The sequence below is a fragment of the Microbacterium sp. NPDC077184 genome (assembly GCF_040687055.1).
Lineage (GTDB): Bacteria > Actinomycetota > Actinomycetes > Actinomycetales > Microbacteriaceae > Microbacterium.
In genome coordinates, this window is record NZ_JBFBMM010000002.1 from 12,599 (window position 1) to 30,603 (window position 18,005).

Sequence of the window (18,005 nt, forward strand, 5' to 3'; positions counted from 1 at the left end):
GATGGAGATCCGTGGACCGATGCTTCTGCCCGCGCGCCGGGAAGACATCGAACTTCAGACGATCGACGGTCTGACCCTGGTCGGCGAGCTCGCCGTTCCGCACGACCGGGATCCGGTCGCCACCCTGGTGACCTGTCATCCGCTCCCCACCGCGGGTGGGTTCATGGACTCTCACATCTTCCGGAAAGCGGCCGGTCGTCTGCCCGCTCTCGCTGACCTCGCCGTGTTGCGGTTCAACACCCGCGGCACGACCTCCCCACGAGGGACCAGCGAGGGGGCTTTCGACGGCGGCCGGAACGAAGCGTTCGACGTCGCCGCCGCCATGGACTTCGTCGCGTCGCGATCCCTCCCGAACCCCTGGTTGGTGGGGTGGTCGTTCGGAACGGAACTGGTGCTGAAGTATGGGCGCGATCATGCGATCGACGGCGCCATCCTGCTGTCGCCGCCGCTGCACCGGGCGTCCGACGAGGACGTCGCCGCTTGGGCCGGAGATCCGCGGCCGCTCGTGATCCTCGTCCCCGAGTTCGACGACTACCTGCGTCCGGACGAGGCACGAGAGCGGTTCGCGTCCGTTCCCGCCGCTACGCTCATCGCCGTCGAGGGGGGCAAGCACCTGTGGGTCGGGGAGAACCAGACCCGACGGGTCCTCACGGAGATCGTCGCGGCCGTGAACCCTGGTGCGCTGCCGCTCGCCACGGAGTGGTCGGACGCCACCGCCTGAGTCACCGCTCGTTCTGGCGGGGGATGACCACCTGGCGGTAGATGATCAGGATGCTGGCGGCGATCGGGATCGCGACGAGGGCACCCAGGAGTCCGAGGAGCGAACCGCCGGCCAACGCGGCGATCACCACGACCGCGCCGGGGACGGAAACGGCGCGGCCCATGATGCGCGGGGCGATGACATACGCCTCGAGCTGCATGTAGATCAGGTAGTAGATCGCCGCCACGATCGCGGTCGTCGGAGATCCGAGACCGAGGCAGATCAGAACGATGATCGTCGAGCCGGTCAGGGTGCCGACCAGCGGGATCAACGAGAAGAAGAAGGCGATCACCGCGAGCACGGCGGGGAACGGTGCCTGGATGATGCTGAGGAAGATCATACTCAGGACGCCGTTGATCACCCCGAGGCTTCCCTGGCCGATGACGAAGTAACCGACGGAGTCCGTGATCTGCTCCCCGAGGTCGATCACACGGGCCCGCTTGGAGGCGGGGACCAGCTGATACACCGCACGCTTGAGACTCGGCGTGGAGGCGGTGAAGTAGATGGTCAGGATCAGAACGATGAAGGCTCCCGCGAGGCCGGCGATCACGGCGCCCCCGACGACGAAGATCCCGCCGCCGATCTCGCTGCCGATGGCGCCGAGATCGAGCGAGTCGACCCATTCCTGCACATACGCCAGAACCCGATCGACATCGAGCGCGGGGAAGGACGCCGCCATCCACTCGCGCACATCGCTGATCGGGTCCCAATCCGCGCGCTCCACCACGGATTGCACCTGGGCGATCAGCTGCGCGATCTGTCCGACGATCACGGGGACGACGATGAGGATGACCCCGGCGAACGCGGCCAGCACTCCGAGGATCGTCACCAGGACGGCCGCCCAGCGGGGCAGCCCGCGCCGCTCGAGCCACCCGACCAGCGGGTCGAGGCCGAGCGACAGGAACAGGGCGGTGCCGACGTAGAGCAGGATCGTGGACAGCGTCTGGATGCTGCCGATGAACAGAAGCCCCAATCCGACACCCAGAGTCGCGACGAACGCTACGCGGAACGGGTTGTGCACCTTCATGGAGACTCCAGGGGTCGAACGGCGTCGCGCAGACGCGTGTGGTCAGAATACGCAGGGGAGGCCCCACACACGGGCATTGGGTGCTCCCGGGACGCTTTCAGGTCGATTTCGCTAGTCTGAAACGTCGAGTCCGTCGCCCGATGACCCGTGGGCCGGCTCGGGAAGGATTCCTCCGTGCGTTTCGTGTGGGCCGTCGCGGCCTTCGTCCTCGCGGCGCTGATGATCGGCGCCGGGATCGCTCAGCGCACCGTCTTCCAGGGGCCGACGACGCAGAGTGCCAGCGCCGTCATCGACAGCGAGGCCCGCTATGTGCTCGTCGACGGTGCGGTCATGAACATGTATCCCGGCGCGCAGACGCTCCGCGCCGACGGCGAGGGGGAGATCTTCGCCGCCTACGGGCGGACGACGGACATGCAGGCCTGGCTGTCCGACACCGCGTACACGGCCGTCACCGTCGGCGACGAGGGCGTGCTCATCACCACCGACATCGAACCCGCGGTCACGGCGGAGGCGGGGGAGGACTCGCCGGCCGGCGACGACCCGAGCGCGACTCCCGAGGCGACGACCGAGGAGGATGCGGCGGACGCCGAGGTTCCTGATACGGCCGCCGCGACGCGCGATCCCCGCGGATCGGACCTGTGGTTGGCCGAGTACGAGCAGACCGACGACCTGGTCACCCCCCTCCAGATCCCGGAAGACCTCTCCGTGCTGCTCGCGGCCGACGGCGAGTCCGCAGCTCCGGCGCAGCTGTCGGTCACATGGCCGATCACCAACCGCACTCCGTGGGCCGGTCCCCTCATCGTCGGCGGCGCGATCGTCATGGCGGTCGGCGTCTGGCTGTACTTCCTCGCGATCCGACACGTCCGCCGCTCGAAGGGGCCGCGTCGCAAGGGACTTCCCGTCCCTGTGACGGAGCCCATCGATCTTTCGAACAGCGCTTCGCGCAAGGGTGTCATCAGCGCCGGCGGCGTGCGGCGTGCGCTCTCACGAGGTCGCCGGCCGATCCTCGCCGCCCCCGCGCTCGGCGTCTCCCTGCTCCTTCTGGCCGGATGCTCCGCAGACGCATGGCCGCAGCTCGGCGCGTCGCCCACCCCGACCCCGACGCAGACGGTCATCGCGCCGGAGGGCCAGCAGCAGCCGGCGGTCACCCGTGACCAGGCTGAGACCATCGTGGAACGTGTGGCCGACACCGTCAGTGAGGCCGATGCAGCGCTCGACGTGGACCTCGCCGCCACGCGGCTGGATGGAGCGATGCTCGCCGCCCGCGCGACCAACTACACGCTGCGCGGGGCGATCCCGGACTACGCCGCGCCCGCTCCCATCGTCTCGGGCTCCCTCGAGATCATCCTGCCCCAAGCGTTCGACGGGTGGCCCCGGTCCTTCCTCGCCGTCGCTGACGACGAATCCTCCAACACCTCCAGCATCATGGTGCTGACGCAGAAGGATCCGTGGTCGGACTTCCTCCTCTCTTATGCGGGAAGCCTCGAAGCCTCCACGCTGATGCCGGATCTCGCGCCCACGTATGTCGGAGCGCCGCAGGTGCAGCCGGACTCTCCCTTCCTGATCATGCCCCCCGAGGAGGTGGCAGCCGCTTACGCGGACGTCATCAACAACGGAGAGGACAGCGAGTTCTTCGAGGTGTTCGAAGAGGAGGGCGACCAGCTGCGCGCCAGCATCGCGTCCGACCGCGCACGCCGCCTGGAGGAGTTCAACCAGACCGCTGCGTCCACCGGAAGCCTCACGTTCTCGTCCACCGAGGGCGCATTCGCGCCCTATGCCCTCGCGACCTTGGAGAGCGGCGCGATCGTCGCCGTCAGTGTTCGGGAGAGCGACGAGGTCCGACCCACCAATGAAGACGCGGTCATCAAGCTGGACAACAACGCCACGGTGCAGACCCTCGCGGGGGCGGACCAGTCTGCAACGGGGTTCGAGACGACGTTCAGCGATCAGATCTTCTTCTACGTGCCCGGTCAGGGATCCAGCGAACGGATCCGTCTGCTCGGCTACGCGTCCGACATCCTCGAAGCGAAGGTGATCCCGTGACCGATCTCTCCCCAGCCGCCCTCCGCGGCGCCGTGGACCTCTCGTCCCTCCGCCAGGCCGCAGCGCGCCCCGCCCCCGGAGCGGGCGCGACCCCGGCAGCCGCACCGGCGCCCTCGCTCGTCTTCGACGCGACCGATGACACCTTCGCGCAGGTGCTCGAGCTCTCGCGAACGGTCCCCGTCGTCGTCGACCTCTGGGCGGAATGGTGCGGGCCCTGCAAGCAGCTGAGCCCCGTCATCGAGAAGGTCGTCACGGAGCTCGACGGGCGCGTCGTCCTGGTGAAGGTCGACGTGGACGCCAATCCGCAGCTCGCGCAGGCGTTCCGCGCCCAGTCGATTCCGATGGTCGTCGGGCTCGTGGGCGGTCAGCCCGTACCTCTGTTCACCGGAGCGGTTCCCGAGCAGCAGGTCCGCGAGGTGCTCGGTCAGCTCCTCCAGCTGGCGGCCCAGCACGGGGTGACCGGCACCGTTCCCCGTGGGGATGGCGACGGAGCGGAGACCGAACCCGCGGAGGCGCCCCTTCCGCCGCTGCACGCGGAGGCGTTCGCGGCGATCGAGGAGGGCGACTACGCGCGAGCCATCGCCGCGTACGAGAAGGCGCTGGCGGAGAACCCCCGCGACGCGGACGCCCGGGCCGGACTCGGGCAGGTGCGTCTGCTCGACCGCGTCCAGGGAGTCGACCTCGCGCAGGCGCGATCGGCCGCCGCGGCTGACCCCTCCGACGTTCCGGCGGCGTTGCTCGTAGCGGATCTGGATGTCACGGGTGGCCACGTCGATGACGCCTTCGAGCGTCTCCTCGATCTGATGGCGGCCCTTCCCGATGCGGAACGCGGGCCGCTCCGAGAGCGCCTGCTGGAGTACTTCGGTCTGGTGGGCGACACCGACCCGCGCGTGCTCCGCGCGCGCGGACGGCTCGCGTCGCTGCTCTTCTGATCGATCGGGGTCACCCGCACCGCTCGAGTGGAGGCGGGGTGCTGCCGGACGATGTCCGACATCACCCCGCCTTCCCTCATTCCGCGAGGGTCGGGATGTGCGCCTCGCGACGGTGGCGCAGCCAGACCGCTCCCAGGGGCGGAAGCGTCAGGTGCGCACGTCCTCCCTCACCGGCGTGCACGACGCCGAAGTTCCCCACGCCCGATCCACCGAAGTCGTCCGCGTCGCTGTTGAGGATCTCCTCCCATACACCCGGCTCCGGCAGATCGAGCTCGAAGCCGTGGACGGGGACGCCCGAGAAATTCGAGATCGAGACCACCGTATTGCCGTGCCAGTCGCGGCGCGCGAAGGAGATCACGTTGGGATTCCAGCTCGGTGCACCGAGCCGGTGGAAGGCGGCGCCGTCGCTGTCGCGCGACCACAGCGCCGACTGCTCGCGGTACACACGGTTGAGGCTGCCGACGAACCGCTGGAGTGCGGCGTGCGACGGCTGGTCCAGCAGCCACCAGTCCAGAGAACGACCCTCGGACCATTCGGACATCTGCCCGAACTCCTGCCCCATGAACAGCAGCTGCTTGCCGGGGTGAGACCACATGTACGCGAGGAACACGCGGAGGTTGGCGAGCTTCTGCCAGTGATCACCCGGCATCCGTGTGAAGAGACTTCCTTTTCCGTGGACGACCTCGTCGTGGCTGATGGGCAGGACGAAGTTCTCGCTGAAGGCGTACACGAAGGAGAAGGACAGCTCACCCTCGTGATGCGATCGGTACATCGGGTCACGCTTGATGTACTGCAGCGTGTCGTTCATCCACCCCATGTTCCACTTGAAGCCGAAACCGAGACCGCCGTGGTCGGTGGGGGCGGTCACACCGGGGAAGCTGGTGGACTCCTCCGCGATCATGACGATTCCCGGGTAGCGCTTGTAGGCGGTGGCGTTCACCTCCTGGAGGAAGGAGATCGCTTCCAGGTTCTCCCGACCGCCGTGGACGTTGGGGACCCACTCGTCCGGCTCCCGCGAGTAGTCCAGATAGAGCATGGACGCCACCGCGTCGACCCGGAGTCCGTCGACGTGGAACTCCTCCATCCAATAGAGGGCGTTGGCCACCAGGAAGTTCCGGACCTCGCGGCGTCCGTAGTCGAAGATGTAGGTCCCCCAGTCCTTGTGCTCGCCACGCCGCGGATCCGGGTGCTCGTAGAGCGCCTCGCCGTCGAACCGGGCGAGGGCGAAGGAATCCTTCGGGAAGTGGCCGGGGACCCAGTCCATGATCACGCCGATCTCAGCCTGATGCAGTCGGTCGATGAGGTACTTGAGGTCATCCGGGGTGCCGAACCGGCTGGTCGGGGAGTAGTACCCGGTGACCTGGTATCCCCAGGACCCTCCGAAGGGGTGTTCCGCGAGCGGCATGAACTCGACGTGCGTGAAACCCTGGGCGGTGACGTAGTCGATGAGACCCTCGGCCGCCTCGCGATAGGTGAGTCCGGGGCGCCATGAGCCGAAGTGGAGCTCGTACACCGACATGGGGGCGCTGAGCGGCGTGCTCCGCGCCCGTGCCTCGAGCCAGGCGGCGTCCTGCCATACGTAGTCCGAATGCGTGACGACGGACGCGGTGGCCGGCGGGACCTCCGCCCACCGTGCCATCGGGTCGGCCTTGGTCACCCACTCGCCGTAGCGGGAGAGGAGCTCGAACTTGTAGACGGCACCGACGTCCAGCACCGGGATGAACAGCTCCCACACGCCGGTGGACCCCATCGAGCGCATCGCGTGGCCCTGGCCGTCCCAGCCGTTGAAGTCGCCGACGACGCGCACGGCCTGCGCATTCGGTGCCCAGACGGCGAAAGCCGTCCCGGGGACGCTGTCCTGGGTGCGCACGTGAGCACCGAGCACCTTCCACAGCTGCTCGTGCCGACCTTCTCCGATGAGATGGAGATCGAGCTCGCCGACGGTGGGGGTGTGCGCGTAGGGGTCCGCAGCGACGTGGACGGTGCCGCCGTCGTACGTCGCCTCGATCTCGTAGGGGCCGGGCGCGGCGGCGCGACGCCCCTCCCAGATACCGCCGCGAACGTGGGCGAGCTCGACGCGCTCCCCATCCGCGAAGACCGCCGTGACGGTCTCCGCGAGCGGGCGTCGGGCGCGAACCGTCCACCCCTCGGCTACCGGGTGCAACCCGAGGACGGCATGCGGGTCGTGATGCGAGCCGGTGGCGACGGCATCCCAGACGTGGTCGTGATCGCTCATCGGGTCTCCTTGACGTGAAGGATGTGCACGGGCTCGGTGAAGGCGTCCAGACGGACGAAGTTATGGTCTGCCCACGTCCAGCGCGCACCGGAGAGGAGATCCTCCACCTCATAGGCGTCGCCCGCGGGGACACCCCACACGGTGGTGTCCAGATGCACCATCGTCTCTCGGACGGAGTGCGGGTCGGTGTTCACGACCACGATGATCGTGTCGGACTTTCCGCTCGGTGACAGATCGCCGTCGAGATGCTTGGAGTAGACCAGCACGGCGTCGTCGTCGCTCCAGTGCACGCGGAGGTTGCGCAGCTGGCCGAGCGCCGGGTGGGCCCTGCGGATGTCGTTCAGGCGCCCGAGGAAAGGCGCGAGGGAGTCGCCGCGTTCCACGGCGCCGTCCCAGTCGCGCACCTTGTACTCGTACTTCTCGTTGTCGATGTTCTCCTCGGAACCCGGACGTGCCACGTTCTCGTACAGCTCGTAGCCGGCGTAGACACCGTACGTGGGAGCCGCGGTCGCGGCGATCGCGGCACGGATGCGGTAGGCGGGCCGACCGCCGAACTGCAGGTACTCGGTGAGGATGTCGGGGGTGTTCACGAACAGGTTGGGGCGGAGGAAGTCCGCCGTGTCCTGCGCCAGCGAGAGGAGGAACTCCTCGAGCTCGGTCTTCGTGTTCCGCCAGGTGAAGTACGTGTAGCTCTGCTGGAACCCGACCGACGCGAGGGACTGCAGCGCCGCGGGCCGGGTGAACGCCTCGGCGAGGAAAACGACGTCGGGGTGCTCGGCGTTCACCGTCGCGATCAGCCATTCCCAGAACTGCAACGGCTTGGTGTGGGGGTTGTCCACGCGGAAGATCTTCACGCCCTGATCGATCCAGTGTCGGACAACGCGCAGCGCCTCCGCACGAATGCCCGCCGGATCGTTGTCGAAGTTGATCGGGTAGATGTCCTGATACTTCTTCGGGGGGTTCTCGGCGTAGGCGATGGATCCGTCCGGGAGCGTCGTGAACCACTCGGGGTGCTCGCGCACCCACGGGTGATCCGGCGCCGCCTGCAGAGCGAAGTCCAGGGCCACCTCGATCCCCGCCTCGCGTGCGGTCGTCACGAACACCCGGAAGTCATCCAGGGTCCCGAGGTCGGGATGCACGGTGTCGTGACCGCCTTCGTCCGATCCGATCGCCCAGGGAGAGCCGGGGTCACCGGGCTGCGGGTCGAGCGTGTTGTTCCGGCCCTTTCGGTTGATCCGCCCGATCGGGTGGATCGGCGGCAGGTAGAGCACGTCGAACCCCATGTCGGCGACGGCGGGAAGTCGCCGGACCGCGGTCTGGAACGTTCCGCTGCGGATCTGGCCGTCCGCAAGGACCTCCGCGCCCTCCGAGCGCGGGAAGAACTCATACCACGCACCGGACCCGGCGCGGTCGCGCTCGACGAGGAGCTCGTACTGTTCACCCACAGTGTGGAGAGAAGCGAGAGGCCGAGCGTGCATCACCGCGGCCAGCTCGGGGTCGCGGACGACGGCGAGTGCGCCGTCGCGGTCGACGGTCGCGTCGCGCAAGGAGGCCGCGGCGCGGACGAGCCGTGCGCGCTCAGCCTTCGCGCGGCCCTTCTGGGCACCGGCGCGTTCGAAGAGCAGCGCGCCCATCTCGCGCATGAGCTGTTCGTCGACGCCCGCCGCGATCTTGAGGTCGGCCGCGTGCTGCCAGGTGGCGAAGTCATCGGCGAACGACTCGAAACGGAACGTCCACGTCCCTTGCTGGACGAGCGCCACCTCGGTGCTCCAACGGTCGAAACCGTCGCCGAGAGCGCGCAGGCGGTGCAGGGATACGTCGCCGTCGGGCGCGGTGAGGCGCACCAGCACCCCGATGCTGTCGTGTCCTTCCCGGAACGCCGTCACGGTGAAGGGGACGACCTCGCCGGCGAACGCCTTGGGTCGGAACGGCCCCCAGGGCACGGAGGGGTGGGGCTTCGCCAGCGGGATGCGGACGCTCCGGGTGGCCTCGCCTCTGGCCTGGGGCGGGGCGTCGAAGACGGGAAGCGAGCTTGCGCTTCGCCAGGGACGGGGATGCGCGACGCGCGTTGTCGTAACCACGCTCCGAACCTACATCGGCCCCGTCGGGGTCAACAGGCTCTTGCGGAGTGTCACTCGGCCCGGAACAATCTCATCGCCGTCGGGGACAGCGACACTGTGTCACCGGGGGCGCAGCTCTCGACATCCGCCCAAGGGTGCTCATCGGCGCTCGACCACAGCGGGACGTATCGGGACACGCCCTCGATCTCGGGCAAGGTCACGTCGATGGGCTCCTCGTTGCCGTGGATCATCAGCAGGATGCGGTTGAGCGCTTCCTCTTCGGGCGTCGAGGTGGCGACGTACTGCAGAGTCCGGTGCGCGGGATTCGTCCACTTCTCGTGCGACATGGTCCGGCCGTGTTCGTCGTACCACTCCATCACGGATGCCGAGGGGGTGTGCTCGCCCGAGCGCGCGAATCGCCGCGGGCGAAGTGCCGGGTTCTCGCGACGCAGGCGCGTGAGCTCCCGCACATGGGCCGCGAGGTCCTCCTGCCACGGGGCGTGGTCCCACGACAGCCAGGTGAGGGGGGAATCGTGGCAGTAGGCGTTGTTGTTCCCGCGCTGCGTACGGCCGAACTCGTCGCCCGCCGTGAGCATGGGAACCCCCGCGGAGAAGAGCAGGGTGCCGAGGAGATTGCGCATCGCCCTGCGCCGCGTGGTGAGGATCCGCACGTCGTCCGTCGGGCCCTCCGCGCCGTGGTTGAAGGATCGGTTCGTGTCGGCTCCGTCGCGATTCTGCTCTCCGTTGCCCAGGTTGTGCTTGACGTCGTACGAGACGAGATCCCGGAGCGTGAAGCCGTCGTGCGCTGTCACGAAGTTCACGCTCGCCAATGGTCCGCGCTCGGCCGTGAACGTGTTGGAGGAACCCGCCAGGCGGGTGGCGAATCCGCCGATGCCGACGGGTGCCGTCGACGCCCGGCGGGCGTAATCGACATCGCTCAGCCAGAAATTGCGTACACGGTCGCGATACCGGTCGTTCCACTCGCTCCAGCCGGGGCCGAAGTTTCCCGTCTGCCAGCCTCCGAGACCGACATCCCACGGTTCGGCGATCTTCTTGACGTCGCGCAACGCGTCGTCCTCGAGGATCGCCTGAAGGAGCGGATGCTCGGGGGTGAAGGTGTGATCGCGATCTCGCCCGAGCGTGACGGCGAGATCGAACCGGAAGCCGTCGATCTGCACATCGCGCGCCCAGTACCGCAGCGAATCGAGGACGAGCCGGGCCGCGGCATCCGTGGACGTGTCGACGGCGTTGCCGCATCCTGTCACGTCGATGTATGCGCCGTCGGCGCCCTGACGGTAGTAGGCGCTGTTGTCGATCCCTCGCAGACTCGACCGCGGACCCCCGATGCCCTCCTCGGCGGTGTGGTTGTAGACCACATCGAGGATCACCTCGAGACCCGCTTCGTGCAGGAGACGCACCATCCCCTTGAACTCCCGCAGCACCGCCTCCGGACCGGCCGCGCGACTCTCGGCGGTCGCGTACGGCGCGTGCGGGGTGAAGAAGTTCAGGGTGTTGTAGCCCCAGTAGTTGGTCAGGCCGTGCTGCAAGAGGCGCAGCTCGTTGCCGAAGGCGTGGACGGGCAGGAGCTGCACCGCCGTGACACCGAGGGAGTGGAGATGCTCGATCATCGCCGGGTGGGCGAGTCCCGCATAGGTCCCGTGCAGGGCCGGCGGAATGGCCGGATGGCGCTTGGTCAGGCCCTTCACGTGCGCTTCGTAGATCACGGTCCGATCCAGCGGCGTGGCGGGCTTGGTCACCCCGCCCCAGTCGAAATGTCCGTGCACGGCCACCGAACGCCATTCGCCGACGCCGTTGTCGATCACGCCGCGCGAGTACGGCTCCACCAGCAGGGTGTTCCGGTTGAACGTGTTCCTCGGTCCCTGCGGGCCGTCCACGCGGACGGCGTAGCGGGTCCCCGGACGGAGCAGCTCCGAATCGACCGACCACACGCCGCCGCCGACGGCGGACATCGGTCGCGTGTCCACGATCCAGTCCGCGTCGACGTCGTCGAACACGACGAGCTCCACCGCGTCGGCGGCCGAGGACCACACGCGGAGGGTGCCGCCGGTTTCGCCGAGTCGCAGACCGAGATCGTCGAGATCCGCGGCCAGGAGACCGGATGCGGGGGAGGCCGCTTCGGAGAGCGAGGTGCCGAGCATGCGATCTACAGTAGTAACGCGCGGGAGCACCCGGTGGCTGCGGCGCAGACGAGGGAGGAATGACCGTCTACCTGGATCACGCGGCGGCCACTCCATTGAGGCCTGAAGCACGCGACGCATGGCTCGGCGCGCTGACGTCGATCGGAAACGCATCGTCGGTGCACTCCCACGGTCAGGCCGCCCGGAGGATCCTCGAAGAGGCGCGTGAAGCGCTCGCAGGGGTCATCGGCTGCGAGGCTGTCGAGGTGGTCTTCACCTCGGGCGGCACCGAGTCCGTGAATCTCGCGCTGAAGGGCCTGTGGGGAACCCGGCGCCCCGGCGCCGAGGCGATCGTGCTGCCGGACGGCGAGCATCATGCGACACTCGACGCCGTCTCCCATCTCGCCGAGCGGGACGGGGCCGAGGTGCGGTCCGTGCCCCTCGACGTCGAGGGCGGCATCCGCGTGTCCGACTTCTCCGCCGCACTGGATGGCGCAGCGCTGGCCACCGCCTTGGCGGCGAACAACGAGACCGGCACGATCAACGACGTCGAAGCGATCGCCGGCGCCGCCGCAGTGCGCGGCGTCCCCCTCCACGTCGATGCGATCGCCGCCTTCGGACACATCGACGTGGACTTCCGTCGCCTGCGCGGTGACGCGGCCGCGGGCGTGGGCCTCTGCGCCCTCAGCGTCTCCGCGCACAAGGTCGGCGGCCCCGCCGGGACAGGCGCGCTGGTGGTGTCGCGGACCGCGACGCTCACCCCGCTCCTCCACGGGGGCGGTCACCAGCGCCGCCTCCGCGCCGGTTCGCAGGACGTCGCCGGTGCCGCCGCCTTCGCCGCCGCTGCGACCGCCGCCGTCTCCGACCTCGCCGCCGAGGCCGATCGTCTCGCCCTTCTGCGCGATGAGCTGATCCGCGGGGTGCTCGCCGCCGTCCCGGACGCCCGTCTCCTCGGCTCTCGGGAACGGCGACTCCCCGGGAACGTCCACATCCATTTCCCCGACGCCGCCGGTGAGACCCTTCTGTTCCTCCTCGATCAGCGGGGCGTCTCGGTGTCCACCGGGTCCGCCTGTCAGGCGGGTGTGACGGAGCCGTCGCACGTCGTCCTCGCCCTCGGTGAGGACGAGCGGGTCGCCGGTGAGGTCCTCCGCCTGACCCTCGGGCACACCAGCACCGCGGCGGACGTCGCCGCCGTCCTAGCCGCGCTGCCCGATGCCGTCGCCCGCGCCCGCGCCGCATCCGGGAGACGTCGAGGAACACGCTCGTAGACTGAACCGATGCGAATCCTTGCGGCCATGAGTGGAGGCGTGGACTCGGCTGTGGCCGCCGCCCGTGCGGTGGATGCCGGGCACGACGTCGTCGGGGTGCATCTCGCCCTGTCCCGTGCCGGTGGCACGCTGCGCACGGGCAGTCGTGGGTGTTGCACGATCGAGGATGCGATGGACGCTCGGCGTGTCGCTGATCTGCTCGGCATCCCCTTCTACGTCTGGGACTTCTCGGAACGCTTCCGTGACGACGTCATCGAGGACTTCATCTCCGAGTACCGTGCCGGCCGCACGCCGAATCCCTGCATGCGGTGCAACGAGAAGATCAAGTTCGCCGCGCTTCTCGAGCGTGCACTCGAGCTCGGCTTCGACGCGGTGTGCACCGGCCACTACGCCGTCGTGCACAAGGGCCCCCGGGGCTGGGAGCTGCATCGGGCGTCGGACGCCGCGAAGGACCAGTCCTATGTCCTCGGCGTCCTCACCCAGGAACAGCTGGCCCACACGATGTTCCCGTTGGGGACGACGCCGTCCAAGGAGATCGTCCGCGCCGAGGCGGAGGCGCGCGGGCTCCGTGTCGCGCGCAAGCCCGACAGCCACGACATCTGCTTCATCCCCGACGGAGACACCCGTGGCTGGCTCGCCGACAAGGTCGGGACGGCACCGGGACCGATCCTCGACTCCGACGGCGTCGAGGTGGGGCGGCACGACGGCGCACACGCATATACCGTCGGCCAGCGGAGAGGTCTCGCTCTGGGCACTCCCGCCCCCGACGGCAGACCTCGATTCGTCCTCGAGGTGCGGCCGGTCACGAACACCGTGGTCGTGGGCCCGAAAGAGGCGCTCGCGATCTCGGAGATCGCCGGCGCGCGACTGACGTGGGCGGGCCCGGCCCCGGAGGACACGACCTTCGCCTGCGACGTGCAGATCCGCGCGCACGCGGATCCGGTCCCGGCCCACGCCGAGTGGGGACCTGACGGACTCCGGGTGACCCCGGCGGAGCCCTTCTCCGGCGTGGCTCCCGGTCAGACCGCGGTGCTGTACGACGGGACCCGGGTGATCGGGCAGTTCACGATCGATCGGACCGCATCGGCCGTCCCCGCGTGAGTCCCGTGTCGGAGCGCCTCTTTAGACTGCTGGGGTGACCGACGCGGAACCCGTGACCCCTGCCGTGGATGCTTCCTTGGAGCGCCTCGATCTCCCGGCTGCGCGGGCGGAGGCAGAGCGGCTCGCCGACCTGATCCAGGGTGCGCGCGACGCCTATTACGGACGCGACGAGGTCCGCGTCGACGACGCGACCTACGACGCCTGGATGCGCCGGCTCGAAGCGTTGGAGCGGCTGCATCCCGAAGTCCAGGGCCAGGATTCACCCACCCTCTCGGTCGGAGCCGCGTCGAGCACGCTGTTCGCCCCGATCGTCCACGCCGAGCGGATGCTGAGTCTCGACAACGTCTTCAGCGAAGAGGAGTTCCTCGGCTGGGCGGCCCGCGTGGAGCGGGACGCCGGGCGCGCGGTCCGGTATCTGTGCGAACTCAAGATCGACGGACTCGCGCTCTCGCTCCGGTACGAGCGCGGACGTCTCGTCTCGGCCGCCACCCGCGGGGACGGTCGCGTGGGCGAGGACGTCACCGAGAACGTCCGCGACATCGGCGGTATCCCCGCCGAACTGCGCGGCTCGGGGCACCCCGCTCTCGTCGAGGTGCGCGGCGAGGTGTTCTTCACGGTGGAGGACTTCGCCGAGCTCAACGACTACCAGGCGTCGGTGGGCGATCGCCTGTTCGCCAACCCGCGCAACGCGGCCTCGGGGTCGCTTCGGCAGAAGCGCGAGGGCAAGAACGAGCGTCAGCTCGAGGCGATGGTGCAGCGCCTGTCGCGACTGCGTCTGACCGTGCACGGCATCGGCGCGTGGCCCGATCCGCCGGTCGCCACCCAGAGCGAGGTGTACACGCTCCTCGCGTCGTGGGGACTGCCGGTGTCGGCGCACTTCGCCGTCCGCGACGACGCGGAAGGAGCGGCGGAGTACATCCGTCACTACGGAGCGCACCGACACGACGTCGAGCACGAGATCGACGGCATCGTGGTCAAGATCGACGACCTCGCGCTCCATGCGGAGTTGGGTCAGACCAGCAGGGCGCCCCGCTGGGCGATCGCGTACAAGTACCCGCCGGAACAGGTCAACACGCGACTGCTGGACATCGTCGTCTCCGTGGGACGTACGGGCAGGGCCACGCCGTTCGCCGTGATGGATCCCGTGCAGGTCGCGGGCAGCGTCGTGCGCCAGGCCACCCTCCACAACCAGGACGTCGTCAAGGCGAAGGGGGTGCTCATCGGCGACACGGTCGTCATCCGCAAGGCCGGCGATGTGATCCCCGAGGTCCTCGGACCGGTCGTGGAGCTGCGCGACGGCTCAGAGCGCGAATTCCTCATGCCCGAGTCCTGCCCGGAGTGCGGCGCGACCCTGGCTCCGGCCAAGGAAGGCGACATCGACCTGCGATGCCCCAACACCCGGACCTGCCCGGCGCAGGTGCGCGGCCGTGTGGAGCACATCGGATCGCGCGGCGCGCTCGACATCGAGGCGCTCGGCGAGGTGACGGCGGCCGCGCTCACGCAGCCCGTGGTCCCCGCGCACCCGGTGCTGCAGACGGAGGCCGGGCTGTTCGACCTCACGCTCGAACAGCTCGTGCCGATCGAGGTCCTGGTGCGCGACGCCGAGACGGGCGCGGTGAGAGTGGACGAGCAGACGGGGGAGCCGGTGCGGCGTGCGCCCTTCCAGAAGCTCGGTCCCGCGACCTATCCGCCCGGGACGGAGGACTGGGACGCCGCGACCCGACGTCGCGCGGGCGTGCGCAAGACGCACCGCGCCGTGCTCCCGTCCGAGCAGGCGGTGAAACTCCTCGCCGAGGTGGGGCGGGCGAAGACCAAGGACTTCTGGCGCTTCCTCGTCGCCCTCAACATCCGACACGTCGGTCCGGTCGCCGCCCGCGCTCTGGCCGACTGGTTCGGGTCGATCACGGCGATCCGCGCATCGTCCCGGGAGGAGCTCGCCGCCGTCGAGGGCGTGGGCCCCACGATCGCGGACGCGATCATCGACTGGTTCGAGGTCGACTGGCATCGCGAGATCGTCGACCGGTGGGTGGCCGCGGGCGCGCGGCTCGAGATCCCCGGGCATCCCGGCCCCGGCGCGCGCGTCGTGCACGGGGGTGTCCTGCAGGGTCTCACCGTGGTCGCCACCGGTTCCCTCGACGGATACAGCCGGGAGGGCGCGCAGGAGGCGATCATCGCCGCCGGCGGGAAGGCGGCCTCCAGCGTGTCCAAGAAGACCGATTTCGTCGCCGCCGGCCCCGGCGCGGGGTCCAAGCTCGCGAAGGCCGAGGCGCTCGGCATCCGGGTGATCGATGCCGCACAGTTCCGGATGCTGGTCGAGGAAGGTCCGTCGGCACTCGACGGCTGAGCGGCGCAGGTCGTCTCTTCCTCAGGGCTTCGTGTGCGAACCGGGGTCCGAGAGCAGAGCCTCCCGGACCCGGCGGCGCAGCACCTTTCCGATGAGGGACGTCGGGAGCTCCTCCACGACGACGATGCGACGCGGCACTTTGTAGGGCGTCAGGATGCCGCGGGCGAAGGCGTCGAGCGCCGCGCGGTCGATGTGGTCCACACCCGAGTCGAGCACGACGGCCGCGACGACCTCTTCTCCGGAGTGCTCCGAGGGCATCCCGACGACGGCCACGTCCGAGATACCGGGGAATTGCCGAAGCACCTGCTCGACCTCCGTCGGGGCGACGTTGAACCCGCCCGTGATGATCAGCTCCTTGATGCGGTCGACGATGCGGACGAAGCCGTCGCCGTCGATCGTGACGATGTCGCCCGTCCGGAACCACCCGTCGACGAACACGGCGTCGGTCTCCTCCGGCTTCCCGTGATACCCGGAGAACACCTGGGGCCCGCGCACGAGGAGCTCGCCCTCGGCGCCCTGCGGCACGTCCCGCGACGGGTCGTCGGGATCGACGACCCGGCACTCCGTTCCCGGAAGCGGGAGCCCGACGGTTCCGGGCTTGCGGTTCTCGGCCACCGGATTCGCCATCAGCACGGGGGAACATTCGCTCAGTCCGTACCCTTCGACGAGATACCCGCCGGTTTCGCTCTCGAACGGGACGACGAGGTCGTGGGGGAGGGCCATGGCCCCCGAGATCGCGACCTGGATTCCGGCGAGCGACACGCCCGCGCGTCGCGCCTCCGACAGCAGCCGATCGGCGATCGGCGGCACGAGCGGAAGGAAGGTCGCCGGCCGCCGGCGAGCGACCTTCAGGACCAGAGCCGGGTCGAACCGCGGGAACAGCACCAGACGAGCCCCCATCGACATCGCGAACGTCAGGCAGAGGGTGAGTCCATAGGCGTGGAACATCGGCAGCACCGCATAGACGACACAGCCGTCACCGCGGGCGATGGTGGGCACCCAGGCGCGCGCCTGAGCCGCATTCGCGAGGAGATTCCGGTGCGTGAGCGACGCCCCCTTCGGAGTGCCGGTGGTCCCGCTCGTGTACTGGAGCAGCGCGACGTCTCCGGCGGCCGGCGCCGGGTGGTCGGGTGACAGCGGGGCGTGTCCGATCAGGGAACGCCAGGACACGGCATCCGCCACTCGCGTCGTCAGCGCCGCACGCGACGTGCGCGCCTTCGGGATCGGAAGCCGCAGGGCCCATCGCGTCGTCCACGGCATCGCCTCCGTCACGTCGACGGAGACGAGCGTGTCCACGCGCAGATCGCGCGGGAAGTCCTGCAGCGTCTGCACCGTCTTGCTCCACACGACCGCGTGCCGTGCTCCGTGATCCTCGAACTGCTTGCGGAGCTCTCGCGGCGTGTAGAGCGGATTGTGCTCGACGACGACGCCGCCGATGCGGGCACGGCGTAGAAGGCCACGATGTGCTGGGGGCAGTTGGGCAGCACGAGCGCGACCGGATCGCCCGGGCGGACGCCGTGGGCGTGGAGCGCTGCGGCGACCCGTCGGATCTGCTCGTCCAGACTCCGATAGGTCGTGGTGCGGCCGAAGAACTCCAGCGCCACGGCGTCGGGATGGGAGGCGGCTGAGGCCGTGACGATGTCCACGAGCGAGCCCGTGATCGGGCCGATGTCCTCCGGAACCCCCGCGGCGTAGCTGGCGATCCATGGGCGGGGCGGCACGAACGCTGTCACCGGGTCAGCCTATGGCCACGGCGGGGCGGACGAAACGCGCCGACTAAGATGTCGGAGTGTCTGAAATCACTCCTGATCTCGTACGTCATCTCGGCGTGCTCGCCCGGATTCAGCTGAGCGACGAGGAGGTCGGGCGTCTCACGGGACAGCTCGACGCGATCGTCGACAACATCGCGAAGGTGTCCGCGGTGGCGACGCCCGATGTCGTCGCGACGAGCCACCCGATTCCGCTCACCAACGTCTTCCGCGAAGACGTCCCCGGCGGCGAACTCAGTCCGGAGCAGGTCTTGCAGAACGCACCCGACGCAGCCGATGGCCGCTTCCGCGTCACCGCGATCCTCGGAGAGGAGCAGTGACCGTGCA

The 18,005-nt window shown here is 69.2% G+C and carries 11 protein-coding genes and 1 pseudogene; 7 read left to right on the forward strand and 5 right to left on the reverse strand.

What is annotated here, in order from left to right; genetic code table 11:
• The first annotated feature begins 1 nt into the window (after position 1).
• Positions 2–721 (forward strand): alpha/beta hydrolase, encoded by a 720-nt coding sequence (locus AB0O93_RS04720; protein WP_363341053.1) that lies wholly within the window; start codon positions 2–4, stop codon positions 719–721.
• Between the two features lies 1 nt (position 722).
• Here the strand turns inward: AB0O93_RS04720 and AB0O93_RS04725 are convergent, their stop codons facing one another.
• Positions 723–1,787, reverse strand: coding sequence for an AI-2E family transporter (locus AB0O93_RS04725; protein WP_363341055.1), 1,065 nt, complete (start codon positions 1,785–1,787; stop codon positions 723–725).
• 174 nt (positions 1,788–1,961) lie between these two features.
• On the opposite strand from AB0O93_RS04725, the gene AB0O93_RS04730 reads away from it, so the two are divergent.
• Together AB0O93_RS04730 and AB0O93_RS04735 are read left to right on the forward strand one after the other, a co-directional pair.
• Positions 1,962–3,830: a glycosyl transferase gene (locus tag AB0O93_RS04730; RefSeq protein WP_363341057.1), complete on the forward strand. Its 1,869-nt coding sequence runs from the start codon at positions 1,962–1,964 to the stop codon at positions 3,828–3,830.
• Complete coding sequence (locus tag AB0O93_RS04735; RefSeq protein WP_363341059.1) at positions 3,827–4,762, forward strand: tetratricopeptide repeat protein; 936 nt, start codon at positions 3,827–3,829, stop codon at positions 4,760–4,762. Before AB0O93_RS04730 ends, AB0O93_RS04735 begins: the two co-directional genes overlap by 4 nt.
• 76 nt (positions 4,763–4,838) lie before the next feature.
• Here AB0O93_RS04735 and glgB read toward each other — a convergent pair whose 3' ends face one another.
• The 3 genes from glgB to glgX all read right to left on the reverse strand — a co-directional run bounded on the left by glgB (position 4,839) and on the right by glgX (position 11,217).
• Positions 4,839–6,998 (reverse strand): 1,4-alpha-glucan branching protein GlgB, encoded by a 2,160-nt coding sequence (gene glgB / locus AB0O93_RS04740; RefSeq protein WP_363341061.1) that lies wholly within the window; start codon positions 6,996–6,998, stop codon positions 4,839–4,841.
• Positions 6,995–8,962: an alpha-1,4-glucan--maltose-1-phosphate maltosyltransferase gene (locus AB0O93_RS04745; protein ID WP_363341840.1), complete on the reverse strand. Its 1,968-nt coding sequence runs from the start codon at positions 8,960–8,962 to the stop codon at positions 6,995–6,997. Before AB0O93_RS04745 ends, glgB begins: the two co-directional genes overlap by 4 nt.
• 167 nt (positions 8,963–9,129) lie before the next feature.
• Positions 9,130–11,217 carry a glycogen debranching protein GlgX gene (gene glgX / locus AB0O93_RS04750; protein ID WP_363341063.1) on the reverse strand — a complete coding sequence of 696 codons (2,088 nt, stop codon included), beginning with the start codon at positions 11,215–11,217 and terminating at the stop codon, positions 9,130–9,132.
• Between the two features lie 59 nt (positions 11,218–11,276).
• Here glgX and AB0O93_RS04755 point away from each other — a divergent pair, with 59 nt between their 5' ends.
• The 3 genes from AB0O93_RS04755 (at position 11,277) to ligA (ending at position 15,909) form a co-directional block, all read left to right on the forward strand.
• Positions 11,277–12,464 carry a cysteine desulfurase family protein gene (locus AB0O93_RS04755; protein WP_363341065.1) on the forward strand — a complete coding sequence of 396 codons (1,188 nt, stop codon included), beginning with the start codon at positions 11,277–11,279 and terminating at the stop codon, positions 12,462–12,464.
• 9 nt (positions 12,465–12,473) lie between these two features.
• On the forward strand, positions 12,474–13,565 hold the full coding sequence (mnmA, locus tag AB0O93_RS04760; protein WP_363341067.1) for a tRNA 2-thiouridine(34) synthase MnmA: 1,092 nt from the start codon (positions 12,474–12,476) through the stop codon (positions 13,563–13,565).
• 76 nt (positions 13,566–13,641) lie between these two features.
• Positions 13,642–15,909, forward strand: a complete 2,268-nt coding sequence (gene ligA, locus AB0O93_RS04765) for an NAD-dependent DNA ligase LigA (protein WP_363341842.1) — start codon at positions 13,642–13,644, stop codon at positions 15,907–15,909.
• 21 nt (positions 15,910–15,930) lie between these two features.
• On the opposite strand, the pseudogene AB0O93_RS04770 reads toward ligA, so the two are convergent.
• Positions 15,931–17,642 (reverse strand): annotated as a pseudogene (locus AB0O93_RS04770) (long-chain-fatty-acid--CoA ligase).
• 56 nt (positions 17,643–17,698) lie between these two features.
• Between AB0O93_RS04770 and gatC the strand changes: the two are divergent.
• Positions 17,699–17,998: an Asp-tRNA(Asn)/Glu-tRNA(Gln) amidotransferase subunit GatC gene (gene gatC, locus AB0O93_RS04775; protein WP_363341069.1), complete on the forward strand. Its 300-nt coding sequence runs from the start codon at positions 17,699–17,701 to the stop codon at positions 17,996–17,998.
• Positions 17,999–18,005: the final 7 nt, after the last annotated feature.